Source organism: Pseudoalteromonas sp. P1-16-1b (genome assembly GCF_001401785.1).
Classification (GTDB): Bacteria; Pseudomonadota; Gammaproteobacteria; order Enterobacterales; family Alteromonadaceae; genus Pseudoalteromonas; species Pseudoalteromonas undina.
Genome location: NZ_LKGQ01000003.1, coordinates 205,284 through 220,488 on the forward strand (window position 1 = coordinate 205,284; position 15,205 = coordinate 220,488).

At 39.1% G+C, this 15,205-nt stretch carries 16 protein-coding genes; 13 read left to right on the forward strand and 3 right to left on the reverse strand.

Annotation, left to right across the window (positions count from 1 at the left end; all coding sequences use genetic code 11):
* The first annotated feature begins 28 nt into the window (after positions 1-28).
* From AN392_RS03780 to AN392_RS03810, 7 genes are all read left to right on the forward strand, one after another.
* Positions 29-922: a hypothetical protein gene (locus AN392_RS03780; RefSeq protein WP_200908270.1), complete on the forward strand. Its 894-nt coding sequence runs from the start codon at positions 29-31 to the stop codon at positions 920-922.
* Positions 922-1,392, forward strand: coding sequence for a hypothetical protein (locus AN392_RS03785; protein ID WP_055011876.1), 471 nt, complete (start codon positions 922-924; stop codon positions 1,390-1,392). Before AN392_RS03780 ends, AN392_RS03785 begins: the two co-directional genes overlap by 1 nt.
* A 125-nt stretch (positions 1,393-1,517) precedes the next feature.
* On the forward strand, positions 1,518-2,210 hold the full coding sequence (locus AN392_RS03790; protein WP_055011877.1) for a hypothetical protein: 693 nt from the start codon (positions 1,518-1,520) through the stop codon (positions 2,208-2,210).
* A 231-nt stretch (positions 2,211-2,441) separates the two neighbouring features.
* Positions 2,442-2,840: a hypothetical protein gene (locus tag AN392_RS03795; protein ID WP_055011878.1), complete on the forward strand. Its 399-nt coding sequence runs from the start codon at positions 2,442-2,444 to the stop codon at positions 2,838-2,840.
* 156 nt (positions 2,841-2,996) lie between these two features.
* Complete coding sequence (yidC, locus tag AN392_RS03800) at positions 2,997-3,647, forward strand: membrane protein insertase YidC (RefSeq protein ID WP_055011879.1); 651 nt, start codon at positions 2,997-2,999, stop codon at positions 3,645-3,647.
* 27 nt (positions 3,648-3,674) lie between these two features.
* Positions 3,675-4,100 carry an N-acetyltransferase gene (locus AN392_RS03805; RefSeq protein WP_055011880.1) on the forward strand — a complete coding sequence of 142 codons (426 nt, stop codon included), beginning with the start codon at positions 3,675-3,677 and terminating at the stop codon, positions 4,098-4,100.
* Positions 4,101-4,210: 110 nt separating this feature from the next.
* Positions 4,211-4,450: a DUF3955 domain-containing protein gene (locus AN392_RS03810; protein ID WP_010389832.1), complete on the forward strand. Its 240-nt coding sequence runs from the start codon at positions 4,211-4,213 to the stop codon at positions 4,448-4,450.
* A gap of 12 nt (positions 4,451-4,462) precedes the next feature.
* Here the strand turns inward: AN392_RS03810 and AN392_RS03815 are convergent, their stop codons facing one another.
* Positions 4,463-5,092 (reverse strand): trimeric intracellular cation channel family protein, encoded by a 630-nt coding sequence (locus AN392_RS03815; protein ID WP_010389835.1) that lies wholly within the window; start codon positions 5,090-5,092, stop codon positions 4,463-4,465.
* Positions 5,093-5,382: 290 nt separating this feature from the next.
* A complete protein-coding gene (locus AN392_RS03820; RefSeq protein ID WP_010389839.1) occupies positions 5,383-6,399 on the reverse strand; it encodes a LacI family DNA-binding transcriptional regulator in 1,017 nt (338 codons plus the stop codon).
* A 290-nt stretch (positions 6,400-6,689) separates the two neighbouring features.
* Between AN392_RS03820 and glk the strand changes: the two genes are divergently transcribed.
* The 6 genes from glk (at position 6,690) to AN392_RS03850 (ending at position 13,848) form a co-directional block, all read left to right on the forward strand.
* Positions 6,690-7,688, forward strand: coding sequence for a glucokinase (glk, locus tag AN392_RS03825; RefSeq protein ID WP_055011881.1), 999 nt, complete (start codon positions 6,690-6,692; stop codon positions 7,686-7,688).
* Between the two features lie 29 nt (positions 7,689-7,717).
* The gene (locus AN392_RS03830; RefSeq protein WP_010389842.1) at positions 7,718-8,731 is read left to right on the forward strand and encodes a LacI family DNA-binding transcriptional regulator; all 1,014 of its coding nucleotides are present in this window, start codon (positions 7,718-7,720) and stop codon (positions 8,729-8,731) included.
* 338 nt (positions 8,732-9,069) lie between these two features.
* Positions 9,070-10,920, forward strand: a complete 1,851-nt coding sequence (gene edd / locus AN392_RS03835) for a phosphogluconate dehydratase (RefSeq protein WP_041709032.1) — start codon at positions 9,070-9,072, stop codon at positions 10,918-10,920.
* 33 nt (positions 10,921-10,953) lie between these two features.
* Positions 10,954-11,586 (forward strand): bifunctional 4-hydroxy-2-oxoglutarate aldolase/2-dehydro-3-deoxy-phosphogluconate aldolase, encoded by a 633-nt coding sequence (gene eda, locus AN392_RS03840; RefSeq protein ID WP_054200836.1) that lies wholly within the window; start codon positions 10,954-10,956, stop codon positions 11,584-11,586.
* A complete protein-coding gene (gene gap, locus AN392_RS03845; RefSeq protein WP_010389845.1) occupies positions 11,583-12,587 on the forward strand; it encodes a type I glyceraldehyde-3-phosphate dehydrogenase in 1,005 nt (334 codons plus the stop codon). Before eda ends, gap begins: the two co-directional genes overlap by 4 nt.
* Before the next feature lie 136 nt (positions 12,588-12,723).
* Positions 12,724-13,848, forward strand: coding sequence for a sterol desaturase family protein (locus AN392_RS03850; protein ID WP_010389847.1), 1,125 nt, complete (start codon positions 12,724-12,726; stop codon positions 13,846-13,848).
* Between the two features lie 44 nt (positions 13,849-13,892).
* Here the strand turns inward: AN392_RS03850 and AN392_RS03855 are convergent, their stop codons facing one another.
* Positions 13,893-15,170, reverse strand: coding sequence for a protein kinase (locus AN392_RS03855; RefSeq protein WP_055011882.1), 1,278 nt, complete (start codon positions 15,168-15,170; stop codon positions 13,893-13,895).
* Positions 15,171-15,205 lie beyond the last annotated feature (35 nt).

Consider the following 15,205-nt stretch of genomic DNA (forward strand, 5'->3'; position numbering starts at 1 on the left):
AAAATTATAATAAATTTCGGAGGGTTTGGTGTCTAATTCAGGGACGTATTATTTAGGCCGAGTTTTAAAACTAGGTACTTTAAACCAAGAAAAGTTGATGAAAGCAATCAACGAACCTGTATCGATATCTTATCGGGGCTCATCATGGACATTTATCGATGTTCAGGAAGTAAACACAATGGGGCAACATTACATCTTTGGTAGGCTCAGTAAGTACAAACCATTGGGTGAAGTTACGATCGTAGATACCAAGAAAAGAACAGAAGAAACCCAAATAGAACCTAATTTAAAAGTTGCATCGAGCCCTTTTGTATACATACCATCACATTCGGGAATAGCATTTCTCAATGTGTACAATCATATCGAGCAAAAAGCTTTCGTTAATCGTTTCTGTTCAATTGTTGAAGAAACATACCAAAGGTTTTTTGTTGATTGTGATATCGAATTAGTTTCTGATTTACGTTCATTCTCTGCCAAAATTTCATCTCTGGAGGGCATTTATCATGTTAACGCAAAAATCTCTCCGCCAAATCCAATGTTTGGTTGTTTATGGGCAGAACTAAAAGATTATTTAATTAAACGAAATACAGATCGTATGACCGTGGTAGAAGACTCTCCAGAAAACCAGCCATTGAATACAGATTTAGCCTACCACATAGAGAGAGCGGCAAACCAAACAACTGAAGAACAATATACCTCTGAAGTGCCTCTTCCTATTGGGGATGCAGCAATTTTAATGGCTGCTGATGGTTATGGTCATGGAACTGTCAGAGGCAAAAGAGATAATGATTTTGTTACAATTAAAACTTCTGAAACGGTTAAGATTTTTTCTTTCGATAAAAATCCAGAACCAGAGGCTTTATATGCTAGAGCGGTAGAAATTTTCAATGATATAAAAGATAAAAGACACTTGGGGCATTAATGCAAAGGCTATTAGATATAATTCGTTTCAGCGTTATTTCGCCTGAGTTTTTAATGCTACTAGTTGTTTTTGTGCTTAATTATTACTTTCCTTTCATATTCGAGTTTATCGGAAGTAAACTGAAAAGTGATGATGAAATATGGAAGTACATACCTGCATTACCAATGTTGTTTTGTGGGTTTACTTTTAAGTTTTCATCTAAAATAACGACTCCGCTTGAAAACGCCTCCAATAAACCCCTTTATGAATGGGGGGCATTTCATAAAATTAACGATCGAGTTGTAGCATCATATTTAATTTGTATTTTATGCTGTTTTGCAGCTTTTTCTATTTGGTTGCTAGTTAATGAATTGGAATCAAATATTTTAGGCTGTATATTAATTGCCGCAATATCAATTTCAGGTTTAACTGCTTTCCAAATTATTTTAGCGGCTCAAAAAATTAGGCAAGTTGTTGAACTATATACGTAGAAATTTATAACAAGTTGCTTAAACGGATAAAAAACAGTTGGTTTTGCTCGTTCCTTGCTTATTTTAGCCAACAATTTTTCGCGCGTTTAGCAAGGCGTTATGTTTCATATTGGAAATCCGAACTAGTGTTTACTAAAAAAGAAAATACAAAGGAAATTTCAATCGAACTTACCTTATTGAAAGAGCGGTTCGATTTTGAAATGAAATATCTGAAAGATTATTTAACTTTTTCCATTGAATCTGTAGATGAACGGACGCAAAAATTAGCTGATAAAATTTACGAAGACACACTAGCAAACCCTGATTTAGAAGGGATGCTACAAGAGATGTATGAACAAGAGCATAAAGCTATTTCAAGCTACTTGTATCATTCATCAATTGTTCTTGTATATACTGTTTTTGAAAGCACATTGTCTCAAATTTGTACTGAGTTAAAGTTTTCTGCAAAAATCCCTTTTTCTTTTGAAGAGGTTAGTGGTGCAGGTAATATAATGAAAGCATTAAGTTACTTAAAAATGTCAGCAAGCTTACCGAAACTTGAAGTCGAAAAAATCACACCAAAATTTGGAAAGTTCCAGCAGCTAAGAAATTCTATCGCTCATAAAAATGGTCGATTTAGTGGGAAAGATCAAAAAGCTATTGATAAACAACGTACTACTTTTACCAATGAATTCTCATGCATTGAATTAAGCTCTGATCAGAAACAATTTTACATCATGTCGGCTAAACCAGTTGAGGACTTCATTCTACTAGTTGAAAAGGCAATTGAGTTTATTGTTAATCATATAAAAGACCAGACCTTCGTTGTTGAAACATAACAAGTACCTCAATTCGCTCTAAAGTTCGCTCGGACAATTAACAATGGGCTATTGTCGCTGCGCTCAAAATAAACAAGACATCCACTCTAATTTTTGAAGTTTGACGAACTAAGTACTACCAATGTATATCACGTTGTGTGCGTCGTGCCTTTTATGTGGAGAGGACTATTTCACAACTTAACAAGACACCCATCTTTAATTTTGTATTTTAATTTAGGTAGTAAGGTCGATATGCAAGATTTAGTATACAAATATGGACAAAGAGTTATTTCTTTTCTGATCGTTATTACATTGCTTGTTAATTGGGAAATGTTTTCAATTATAGGGGCGGCTGGATTGACGCTTGCAAATAACTTGCTAATAATTATATGGATTATTCTGTTATTTACTTCTGCCATAGGGTTATATCTAAAGACAAACTGGGGATTCTTTTTCTTTTATCCTGGGGTATTACTGACAACAATTGGTTTCTCTATTCCTGTTATTCCTTTTGTTATTAGTGTTTTTGCATTTGAGTTGAGGCCTTGGATAATGATCGGCATAAACTCGATGCTTTTAATGTTTGCTTTATGGACACATTGGTTAAAGCATGTAAATAATAAACAACCAAAAGAAGTACACCAGATTTAATAAAATATTTTCAGTTGCGCTGCAATATCCATATGACTAAATATCAGAATCTAAACCACAGTTAAATAAGCAACCCATTTTAAGTTTAAAATAAACTGTTGACATAATATGTCGTGGTGGTTACTTTTAATACATAATATTAAAAGGAAAACTAAAATGGAAATTTGGAATTTATTTACTGATTTTATTGTGCAATCAATCACCTTTTTTACCCAAGAAGTGGGCGTAAGCCAAGCGGTTGCAATTATTTTGTTTACCGTTATTGGACGATTAGTTTTAATGCCGATTAACCTTGTTGCTATGGCTAATATGGTTAGAAATAAAAAAGCAATTGCCGCACTAAAACCTGAGCTAGATAGCATAAAAAACAACTATAAAAACCAGCCCAGCGAAATCGCAAAATTAACTATGGCGCTGTATAAAAAGCACAACATTAAGTTTATCGATAAAAAAAGTGTGACTAATATGGCAAGCCAAGGGGTATTTGGCCTTGGGACTTTTCAGGCTTTGCAACAAATTGTATTTACTAGTAAGTTTGCCTGGATTGCCAGTATTGCAAAGCCTGATATTGCGCTTTCGTTATTAGTGGGGGCTATTACATATTTATCTATAATGATGATGCCAGGTAGCGCAGAGCAAACCAGCACCTTATTGTTCCTAATTCCCGCAATTATTTGTGTTGTTACTCTGGTTAACTTTCCTTCTGCAATTGGTTTGTACTGGGCTACATCCAGTAGTACTAGCTTGTTGCAGTCATTATTAGTAAATAAATATTTTAAAAACCAGCAAGCACAACAAGTTTTGTAAAGGTCGCTAAACAAAGGAATGGCAATAATGAATATGTGTTATCAGCCCACAGCCGATTTAATGGCTTCTGCACAGTTAACTTATACCAATATGCGTGGATATTATGAGCATTATGGTGTTGATTGGCAGCAACTTAAAATATGTGAGCAAATTTCAGACCTTGAAAATTGGGATGTTTTGTTAAATGGCGATGTAGTGGGTGCAATGCGCTTGGCTTTCGATGATGAGGGGTGCTATATACGTGACTTACAAGTAGATGCTGCGTTTCAAAATATGGGTATTGGTGCAGCAGCAATTAGTGAGTGTTCTCGTTTAGCTGTGCACAGAGGTGCTATGCAACTTAGGCTTCGCGTTTTTAAAATAAGCCCTGCGCACAAGCTTTACACACGTTCAGGTTTCAGCATAGATAAAGCAGACGACAGGTTTTATTATATGTCTAAAAGCTTAGTTTAATGAGCGTGACTTTTATTTTAAAAAATTAATGTTGCTCAGTCACTGTAGATTAATATTCGCTCATTCAAACTGCTATCCCGACAATTTAATAAAATAGTTATGGATAGATTATGCGCTTTTTTACAAACAAAACAGCCACATTGAGTGTTTGCTTTTTACTGCTTGGCACGGGTTTTATGTTGATAGAAAACAGTATGTATCAGTATATTGATAATAATGGTGTTCTACATGAAAGCTTGTTTATGCCCTTGAGCATACTGTGTTTTGCTTTGGGAGTTCTTTTTGTGGTTAGTTTGTTAGCCCGAAAAGTATTCGGGCTATTTAAAAGTGCTAGGGCAGGTGGGCATTAACCGCTGCTGTTATTACTCATTATTTAAATTAGCGGGTTCTAATAAATTAAATGTTGGTAAGCGCCACTTAAAGCGTACCGATGCCATTCGAATTAAATAGCCTACCACTAAACTTGCAACCACGCTGATATTGTCATCAATGTTGTAGTGGTGTAGCGCTAAGTATAAACACGCGACTATAAGCGCTACGCTTGCGTAAAGTTCATGATGAAGTACTAATGGTGCTTGGCGACAAATTAAATCTCGTAATAATCCACCAAATACACCTGTTACTATAGCTGCGACCACACAAATTCCATAGTGCAAACCCATATTAAGTCCAACTTGGCAGCCAATAATACTAAACGCAGCAAGCCCTAGTGCATCTAGGCGCATAAATATGCCTTTAAATTTAACCACCCATTTTGCTAACCAAGTGGTAACAATACCGGCTAGACAAGTGATCAGTAAATATTCTGGGTGTTTTACCCAAGTCAGCGGGTAGTTACCTAATAAAATATCTCGCACGCTACCACCACCAATAGCTGTGGCACTGGCTACTAACATAACACCAAACCAATCCATGTTTCTGCGCCCAGCACTAAGAGCACCGGTCATGGCTTCTGCTGTAATACCTATAATATAAACGATGGTCAATAGCATGAGATGATCGCTTGAAGTTTTAACAATAAAATAAAAACAGGATTGTAGTGATAAAAGCACGCATTGACGAGTGAAAAATTACATTAAAAACAGCTGCTTTCAGATTAAAAAAACTAATGTGATAGCGAGGTGTGAATAGCCTGTTAATGTTACGAAAGCACCAGCTTTAGTATTGAAAGCAAAAAGGACAAATGACCGAAAAAATGCAATAAAGCCTGAATTAATTTAAGGTAAAAGAGCGCTGTTGCCTTTAATTTTGTTGCTTCTTAAAAGTGGTTTTACTGAATGAATTAGCTTGAGCCACGTGCAATTAAACGCGGTGGTAGTAGGGTGCTTTGCACTTGCTCACCCCTAATGAGCTTTAATAGGTTTTCAACCAACATTTGCCCAGCAATAGTGGTATTTTGCTCTATGGTTGTCAGCGGCGGATTAATGTAACTGGCAATAGATATATTATCAAAGCCGATTACGGCTACATCTTTTGGCACGTTAATATTGGCCTCTTTTAATGCCCGTATTGCGCCTATTGCTATAAGGTCGCTGGCAGCAAAAAGTGCATTAAAGGTGATGTTATTAGCAATTAACGAACGAGTGGCATGATAGCCAGACTCTTCGGTAGAAATAGCATTGGCAATCTTACGCTCATTAAGTGTAATGCCGTTTTGTTGTAACGCGTCTTTAAAGCCATTAAAGCGGGCAAAAAATTCGGGGCTATGATCAGATGCATCGCCTATAAACGCGCAGTCTTTTCGGCTATGTGCCAATAAATGCTCAGCGGCGAGTTTACCGCCGCCATAATTATCGCAACTTATGGTTAAATCAGGGCGGTTATCAACGCTAGCCCCCCAGCAAACAAATTTGGTGTTTTGTTCAAGTAAGGTGTTAAATTTAGGCTGAAAATCTATGTAGTCGCCATAACCTAATAAAATGATGCCATCTGCACGGTGACTGTCTTCGTAATCTGCCTGCCAATCAGCACTGGCCGATTGAAATGACACGAGTAAATCGTAACCCTCTTTAGCGCAGGCACGAGTAATACTGCCCAGCATGGCTAAAAAAAACGGATTGATTTGCGATTCATCTGAGGTCGGATCTTCAAACAACAATAAAGCTAGGGTGCTACTTTGTTGAGTGCGCAGGTTACTGGCGTTTTTATCAACTTTGTAATTAAGCTTTTTGGCAATGTCATGAACCCGCCTTCGGGTTTCATCATTTACCAAGGGACTATTTCGTAAAGCACGAGAAACTGTAGATTGAGACACCCCAGCATAGTGGGCTATATCAAATGAGGTGGCTTTACCTTTCATCACGATTACTTATTTAAGAGGACAATAAGGGGCTATTCTCGTTTATTAGTGATTTTTTTCAAGCTTATTTGTCAATAAAGGCATTTTTTTATTGATTTTTTCATGACACCGGTGTCACAATAAGGACGTTTTATCATTTTGTTGTCAAAACGTATTAGCTACCTTTATTATTAAAGGTAGCCTTTTTTACAGTGATAGCTGCTTTGAGGTGATAGCTCAAAGTAAATAAGTATCAATGATACCCCATTAAAATAATAAGTACTCATTACTTAAACAAAAGAGATAACACTATGGGTTTACACTCTAGCACACACTTTGATCCAATTCTGGTTGCCGATATTGGTGGCACAAATGCTCGCTTTGCGTTGATCACGGGGTTTGATGAATCAAGTAATCAATTTACCATTGAGCATAATCATACGTTTCCAAGTGCTAATTATGGATCGCTCGAAAGTGCTACCGAGTATTACTTATCAACAGTGTCTCATATAAATCCTAAACGTGCGTGCTTAGCAGTGGCAGGTCCAATTAACGCAGGCCAAGTTCACTTAACTAACTTAGGTTGGCACTTTAGCGTTAATGATTTCAAACAGCATTTTGACTTAGAACAATTAAGTGTAATAAACGACTTTGCTGCATTCGCTTACGCCGCTCCGTATTTAGATCCTTCTCAAAACGTAACCGTTAAACCTGGCCAAGCAGACGACACAGCAAATATTGGTGTAATGGGCCCAGGTACAGGCTTTGGTGCAGCGTGTTTAGTAAGAACTGCACATTCGTGTGCGGTAATGAGTTCAGAAGGTGGTCATATTTCTCTAGCGGCGGTAAATGAACTTGACGCTCAGCTTATTCAAGCACTTAAGAAAGACCACCCACATGTATCGGTAGAAACTGTGTTTTCTGGACCAGGCATTGCTCATTTGTACAAAGCAATGGCTGCAGTTAAAGGGGTCGCCGCAAAGAATTTAGACGCTGCACAAATTAGTAGCTTAGCCAACAGCGGTGAATGTGAAGTATGTGAGGCAACGCTTAATCAGTTTTGTGATTGGATTGGTAGTGTAGCAGGCGACTTAGCGCTTGCTTATGGTGCTCTTGGTGGCCTTTATATTGGCGGTGGCATATTACCAAGAATGCAGGCTCGTTTACTGGAAAGCCGCTTCATTGAGCGCTTTTCACAAAAGGGCATAATGTCGCAATATACAGGTCAAATTCCGGTCACATTAGTAACACAAGACAACATTCCTTTAATTGGTGCTGCCGCGTGTTTGCATACGAGTCAACAGGTTTAATTACGTTGCATACATTTGGAAATAAATAGATGAAAAAAGTCACTATAAATAGCGTTGCTAGTTATGCCGGTGTATCTAAAAAAACGGTATCGCGCGTACTGAATAACGAACCAAATGTGAGCGCGGCCACACGCGAGAAAGTATTAGCGGTATTTAAAGAGCTTGATTACACACCTAATCCTATAGCTCGAGGGCTTGCACAAAACCGTAGTTTTATTATTGGTTGTTTATACGATAACCCAAGTAAAAGTTATATTACTCGAGTGCAAACAGGCGCATTGGCTGCTTGCCAAGAAAACAACTATAACTTGCTGATTCACCCTTGTGAGCTCAGAGGTGATGCACTTATTAATAATATAGAGCAGCTATTACAGTCATCACGCCTTGATGGTTTAGTACTTACGCCACCATTTTGTGACTTTTCAGAACTGGTTGACTTTTTAAAGTCGAAAAAGATTCCTTATGCTCGAGTGGCTTCTGCTATTTTAGAAGATGACTCTATTTCTGTTACCAGTAATGACGAGCAGGGCGCATTTGAAATTACCGAACATTTAATAAACCTAGGGCATACCTCTATCGCGTTTATTAAAGGTCACCCAGATCACAGTGCTACACAGCAGCGTTTTAAAGGCTACAGGCGCGCGTTAGCAAGCCATGGTATTGAATTTAATGAACGCTTAGTTGAAGAGGGTAACTTTAGTTATCACTCAGGGGTAGACAGTGCGCGTAGTATTTTAGATTTATCGCCACGACCTACTGCTGTATTTGCATCGAATGATTACATGGCAGCCGCCGTGCTTAAATTAGCCACACAGCGTAATTTGCGTGTACCAGATGATATTTCTATTGCTGGCTTTGATAACGCCCCCATAGCGCGTCATATTTGGCCCGGGCTAACGACTATAGCGCAACCCGTAGAAGAAATGACTAAACAAGCTGTTACCCAGTTAATTACCCATATTATTGAGCCGCAAGAGTCGCCGTATAAGGTGATTTTAGAAGCAAAATTAATCACGCGAGAGTCAACCGCAGCCGTAAAATAAAACCGCTTTTTCACAGTAGCCCGAGTATGAGTGACGCTTACTCGGGCTTTTTTTATCTGCATTTTTAACCTTCATTATTTGCCGCTAATATTTCACTAAAAATTCACGTTTATTCATTGCACATGTTAAAAAAAATGACTATTTTTATGACTCAGGGTTGACACCGGTGTCATTGTCATGCGTTAATACCCTGACACCGGTGTCAGGGTTGTTGTGAGAGGCTCCCTGGTAGCGTACCTTTGAACGGGTAAGTCAAAGATGCTCAGTACAGTTATTTTCGTGGAGTCTATAATTGTTACTGAGCCTTTATCCTCTAACGAATAGAGATGAGTAAAATTATGTTGCACCCTCGAATTCAAGAAGTCACAGAACGCGTTATTGAGCGCAGTAAACAAACCCGTCAAGCCTATTTAGATCGTATTTCGCACGCAAAAAAACAAACAAGAGTTCGTGCTGGTTTAGGCTGTGGCAATATTGCCCATGTTATGGCTGCGTGCAGCAGCGATGACAAAGCGCGTTTAAAAGCAGATGAGGTGCCAAACCTTGCAATTATTAATTCTTATAATGACATGTTATCTGCGCATGTGCCTTACAAAGAATACCCAGATTTAATTAAAAGCATTGCCACTAAATTTGACGCGACCGCGCAAGTTGCTGGCGGTGTACCTGCAATGTGTGATGGCGTTACCCAAGGTCGTGACGGCATGGAACTATCGCTTTTCTCTCGTGACGTTATTGCTATGTCTACTGCGGTTTCTTTATCGCATGACGTGTTTGATGGTGTGTTTTGTTTAGGTGTGTGTGACAAAATTGTTCCTGGCTTATTAATTGGTGCTTTATCATTTGGCCACTTACCTGTGTATTTTTTACCAGCAGGACCAATGCAGTCAGGTATTCCAAACAAAGACAAAGCACGCGTGCGTCAGAAGTTTGCCCAAGGTTTAGTATCTCGCGATGAGTTATTAGAGGCGGAAAGTGCTTCTTATCACAGTGCTGGTACTTGTACGTTTTATGGCACTGCAAATTCAAACCAAATGTTAATGGAAATTATGGGCTTACACTTACCAGGTAGCTCGTTTATTAATCCATACACAGAATTGCGTGATGGCTTAACGGGTAATGCAGTTGAGACCATGCTCAAGCAGCTTACAGAAAACAAAGATGGTCCGTGTTTAGCAGATGTAATCAGCGAAAAAACCATTATTAATGGCCTCGTTGGTTTGCTATCAACTGGTGGCTCAACCAATCATGCAATCCACATTGTGGCGATTGCAAAAGCGGCTGGTATTCAGGTTACTTGGAAAGACATGTCTGACTTATCAGCGGTTGTACCATTACTGACGCGTATTTACCCTAATGGCTCAGCAGATGTGAACCATTTCCAAGCAGCCGGTGGTATGGGCTTCTTAATGCGTGAATTAGCCAGTGCTGGCTACCTACATACAGATGTGACTACTATTTTAGGCGAAGGTCTTGCACCTTACATGTGTGAGCCACTGCTTGATAAAGACGATAACTTGATTATGAGTGATGCCAATGGCCCTAGTAAAGTTAAATGGGTTGCGTGTCCTGAAAACTCACATGATGAAGAAGTACTTCGTCCTGTAAGCAATCCATTTAGCAAGCAAGGTGGTTTACAGCTACTAACGGGTAACTTAGGTAAAGCAGTTATTAAAGTATCAGCTGTTGCAGAATCTCATCAAGTGGTGTCGGCGCCAGCAAAAGTATTTAGCTCACAAGGTGAGTTACAAGACGCATATAGCCGTGGTGAGCTTAACCAAGATTTTATTGCTGTTCTTAAAGAGCAAGGCCCTAAAGCTAAAGGCATGCCAGAGCTTCATAAGCTCACGCCGGTAATGGCAACATTACAAGATCAGGGCTACAAAGTGGCCATTGTTACTGACGGACGTATGTCGGGTGCATCAGGCAAAGTTCCTGCGGCAATCCACTTAGCACCTGAAGCAGTTGAAGGCGGCATTATAGCTAAAATCCATGAAGGCGATATTGTTACTTTAGATGCGCCAAATGGTATTTTAAAACTGCATGTAAGCGACGAAGATCTTGCACAGCGTGAGCTACAAATTAGCCAAGCAAGCCAAACATTTGGTACAGGTCGTGAATTATTTACTGGATTTAGAAATATCGTAAGCAGTGCCGATTTAGGTGCAAGTGCTTTTGGACTTGAATAATAATTAGCCATATTGGGTAATGAGGAACAAGTAATGAGTATTGAAAAAATCTTAGCATCGGCACCCGTTGTGCCAGTGGTGGTAATCGAAAAACTAGAAGATGCCGCACCACTTGCAAGAGCGTTGTACAACGGTGGCTTAAAAGCACTTGAAATTACACTACGTACACCAATTGCTGCACAAGCTGTAAAGTTAATGAAAGCTGAAGTACCAGAAGCCTATGTAGGCACTGGCACTGTGGTTGATAAAGCAAGCTTTAACGCATCAGTTGAAGCGGGCGCTGATTTTATGGTGAGCCCAGGCGTAAGCGATGAACTATTAGCATTGGCAAAAGAGTCAAGTATTCCTTTTTTGCCCGGTGCAGCAACCCCAAGCGAAGTGATGAACTTAGCAGCGCACGGCTTTAAATTTTTAAAGTTTTTTCCTGCAGAAGCCGCAGGCGGAACTGCGATGATAAAGTCGATTGGCGGCCCATTACCTGATATTACTTTTTGTCCAACCGGTGGCATTAGTTTAGCTACTGCGCCTAATTACTTAGCACTTAACAATGTTATTTGTGTAGGTGGTACGTGGATGTTAGACAAACAACTTATAGAAAATAAAGACTGGCAAGCTATTGAAACGCTTGCTCGCCAAGCATGTGAAGTTAATAGGAGTCAAAAATGATTAATGTAGCAATTAATGGCTACGGCCGTATCGGTCGTAATGTATTGCGTGCACTGTATGAATCAGCGCAAAATAATGAAATTAAAATTGTGGCTATTAACGATTTAGCCCCAGCCAATGTAAATGCTCATCTGACTCAGTTTGACTCAGTACATGGTCGTTTTTCACAGCAAGTAACACTTAAAGATAACACTATGCTAATTGGCGATGATGTGATCACGCTCACGCAAGAACGTGACCCTGCTAATTTACCGTGGAAAGAACTAAACGTTGATATCGTACTTGAATGTACGGGGTTATTTACTTCTCGCGAAGCAGCTAATAAGCATATTGAAGCGGGCGCGAAAAAAGTAGTGGTATCGGCTCCTGGTACAGATATGGATGCTACCGTAGTGCACGGTGTAAATAGCGATGTAATTAATGCCGATAGCAACATTATTTCTAATGCTTCATGTACAACCAATTGTTTAGCGCCTGTTGCTAAAGCAATTAACGATACAGTAGGAATTGAACAAGGTAGCATGACCACCATTCATGCTTACACCAACGATCAAAATTTATCTGATGTATACCACCCAGATTTATACCGCGCGCGTAGTGCAACTCAATCTATGATCCCAACTAAAACGGGTGCTGCAAAAGCGGTTGGATTAGTTCTGCCTGAACTTGCCGGTAAACTAGATGGTATGGCGGTACGTGTACCAACCATTAATGTGTCGTTAGTTGATTTAACATTTATTGCTAAGCGTGACACAAGTATTGAAGAAATTAACCAAGTAGTTAAAGATGCTGCGTTTGGCTCTATGAAAGGTATTTTAGAGTACAATGAGCTGCCGCTTGTTTCTATCGACTTTAACCATAACCCAGCATCATCAATTTTTGATGCAACGCAAACGCGTGCTGATGGTAAATTAGTTAAAGTAATGGCGTGGTACGACAACGAATGGGGTTTCTCAAACCGCATGTTAGATCAAGTTAAAGCGCTGGGTGCTTATTTATAATTTTTCCGTGTAGTTAAATTTTACTTTATCTAGCCAAGCCACGCACTGCGTGGCTTTTTTTGTGTTTTAGTTAGCCCAAAATTTGCTAGAATGTGCGCATTAGAATAGGGAACTGCATGCCATATTAAGGAAAATAATGCTAAAACACGTCACTAAAAAAATATTTCGTACTAGCCATCTGCAAATCGGTGAGGGTAATATCAGCGGTTATATTGCTTGCTTTTTGGCAATATTAAGTTGCTTAGGAGTGCTTGCATTCCACTTTCCGGAATATTTAACGACTCCAGAATTACGCAAAAGCTATAGCGTTGACTTTTTACGTCAGCTCATGTTTGTTGCTCTTATTATTTCCGGTAGCTTAGGGTTACTTAATTTTGTACGAAATACGAATAAGCGTTTGGGTGCCACTGCGTGGTTTTTTATTATACTGGCCATTAGCTTTGGTGGCCCGAATGTTGAAGTGAATGACTTTGCAGATAACACTCCTTATATTGGCCTAGATTGGTTTATATTAGACTTACTAGGCTCTACCTTAATTTTTATTTTAATTGAAAAACTACTTCCGCATCGAAAAGAGCAAAAAATACTTCGTAGTGAATGGCGCGGGGATTTAAACCACTTCTTTGTTAATCACTTAATAGTGGGTTTTGTATTACTGGTTACTAATCATTTTGTGCATTATGGTTTTGGTTGGGCGGTTTCGAGCACACTGCAAGCTTACATAGCGCAAATGCCGTTTATACTACAGCTATTTTTAATTATTTTGGTGGCTGATTTAATGCAGTATTGGACGCATCGTGCGTATCACGAAGTGCCATTTATGTGGCGATTTCATGGTGTGCATCACAGTGCCAAAGAAATGGATTGGCTCGCAGGCTCTCGTCAGCATATTTTAGAAATACTGATCACCCGTAGTTTAGTGTTAACCCCTATATTTGTGCTGGGGTTTTCACAGCAAATAATTAGCTTATATGTAATTATTGTTGGTTTTCAAGCCGTATTTAATCATGCTAACGTGAATGTAAAATTTGGGTGGTTGAAATATTTTATGGTTACTCCGCAGTTTCACCATTGGCATCACGCATCCGATAAAGCTGCCATTGATCGAAATTATGCAGCCCATTTCTCGTTTTTAGATTATTTATTTGGTACTGCGGTAAAAGGCCAAGCAGAGTGGCCTAAAGAATATGGTGTTGTCGGGGACTACATGCCTGTAGGTATGCTAAAGCAACAAATTTACCCGTTTAAAAAACAAAAATAGTCTGTAGTTTTTGATTGCGGCCATAAGATCCATGGCCGCAGCAATCATAAAAAGTCAGCTAATACTCTAAGCGTTGGCCGCTGTGCAACATTTTCGCTCATGCATTGCTGCGAAATATGTTGTAAGTGCATTACTTCAGCACTTTGCTCGTGGCAGGTGGTAAGTAAGTCCTCAATTAAACACCCTAAAGCGCGCACTTCTATTAATTGCATTTGTTGACGTTGATAATCACTCAGCATAGTAAGATCAGTAGCTGCGCCAAAATCACCAAACAGAACCCTTGCTTGCGGGTTTACCATAGTATTGTGCGCATAAATGTCACCATGGCTTATATTGTGTTGGTGCAAGTGTGCCACAGTACTAACCATTTGCTTTGCAATGCTATAAATTGTATCGGCAGAGTAATGGCAATCGCTTTCAAATGTATCACGAGTACAGGTATCAAGGCTGGGAGGTAAGCCTAGATTCGTAAAGCTTGAATCAATTAACTCCATCACTAAACCAAGCTGCTGCTGTTGTTCAATGTAAGCCAGTACTTTAATTAAGTTTGGATGCTCAAGCGCTTGCAAGCAGCAATTAACTTCATCCAGCGGATAACCATCGCTTGTAATACTCCCTTTAAATAACTTAACAGCAACCGGCTCTTTATTTGTTGAATAAGCAAGATGAATAATTCCTGATGCGCCTTGGCCTATTACTTTACTGAGCGAGTAGTCACTCAGTGGTTTATTGGTTAAATTTGATTGGGTAAGGCACTGTGATTTATTAAAGCAATTACCTGCAAATGCAAGCCAAGTAAGCTTAGGAAGTTCAAATAGCCAATCATCAACATGAGTTAATTGATTTGCAGAGAGTCTAATTAGTTCTAAGTTATGGCAGTTTGCCATGCTTGTTGGTAGAGCACTGAGTTGGTTACCTGCCAAAGCCAGCTTTTTAAGCGCAGTGTATTGGCCAAATGTTGCAGGCAGTTTGGCTATTTTATTATCTGTAAGAATAAGCCATTCAATCGCTTTAGGCAGGCTGTTATCTGCAAACTCAGTTATTTGGTTACCTTTAAAGGCAACCATGATAAGAGCGGGGCACTTAGCGAGTATTTTAGGTATATGGTTAAACTGATTAAACGACAAAAACAGTCGTTTTAATTTTGTTAAGCAAGCAAATTCATCAGGTAAATCAGATAAATTGTTATTTGATAAATCCAAGACTTCGAGGGTATCAGCAAGTGTAAAAATTTCTTCAGGAAAGTCGCTTAGCGTTTCAACCAATTGTAGATGTGTTGCACCAAGCAATTGGCCGTTGCGAAGTTGTGAAAGGGTATTCAAAATTAATTAATCCATTTTACATAAAACAAAAAGGC

What these genes read in the sequence shown, in the direction of transcription:
- AN392_RS03805 (WP_055011880.1), top strand. Translation starts at nt 3,675, where the DNA reads ATGAATATGTGTTATCAGCCCACAGCCGATTTAATGGCTTCTGCACAG.
- eda (WP_054200836.1), top strand. Translation starts at nt 10,954, where the DNA reads ATGAGTATTGAAAAAATCTTAGCATCGGCACCCGTTGTGCCAGTGGTG.
- gap (WP_010389845.1), top strand. Translation starts at nt 11,583, where the DNA reads ATGATTAATGTAGCAATTAATGGCTACGGCCGTATCGGTCGTAATGTA.
- AN392_RS03820 (WP_010389839.1), bottom strand. Translation starts at nt 6,399, where the DNA reads ATGAAAGGTAAAGCCACCTCATTTGATATAGCCCACTATGCTGGGGTG.
- AN392_RS03830 (WP_010389842.1), top strand. Translation starts at nt 7,718, where the DNA reads ATGAAAAAAGTCACTATAAATAGCGTTGCTAGTTATGCCGGTGTATCT.
- yidC (WP_055011879.1), top strand. Translation starts at nt 2,997, where the DNA reads ATGGAAATTTGGAATTTATTTACTGATTTTATTGTGCAATCAATCACC.
- edd (WP_041709032.1), top strand. Translation starts at nt 9,070, where the DNA reads ATGTTGCACCCTCGAATTCAAGAAGTCACAGAACGCGTTATTGAGCGC.
- AN392_RS03815 (WP_010389835.1), bottom strand. Translation starts at nt 5,092, where the DNA reads ATGCTATTGACCATCGTTTATATTATAGGTATTACAGCAGAAGCCATG.
- AN392_RS03795 (WP_055011878.1), top strand. Translation starts at nt 2,442, where the DNA reads ATGCAAGATTTAGTATACAAATATGGACAAAGAGTTATTTCTTTTCTG.
- AN392_RS03785 (WP_055011876.1), top strand. Translation starts at nt 922, where the DNA reads ATGCAAAGGCTATTAGATATAATTCGTTTCAGCGTTATTTCGCCTGAG.
- AN392_RS03810 (WP_010389832.1), top strand. Translation starts at nt 4,211, where the DNA reads ATGCGCTTTTTTACAAACAAAACAGCCACATTGAGTGTTTGCTTTTTA.
- glk (WP_055011881.1), top strand. Translation starts at nt 6,690, where the DNA reads ATGGGTTTACACTCTAGCACACACTTTGATCCAATTCTGGTTGCCGAT.
- AN392_RS03850 (WP_010389847.1), top strand. Translation starts at nt 12,724, where the DNA reads ATGCTAAAACACGTCACTAAAAAAATATTTCGTACTAGCCATCTGCAA.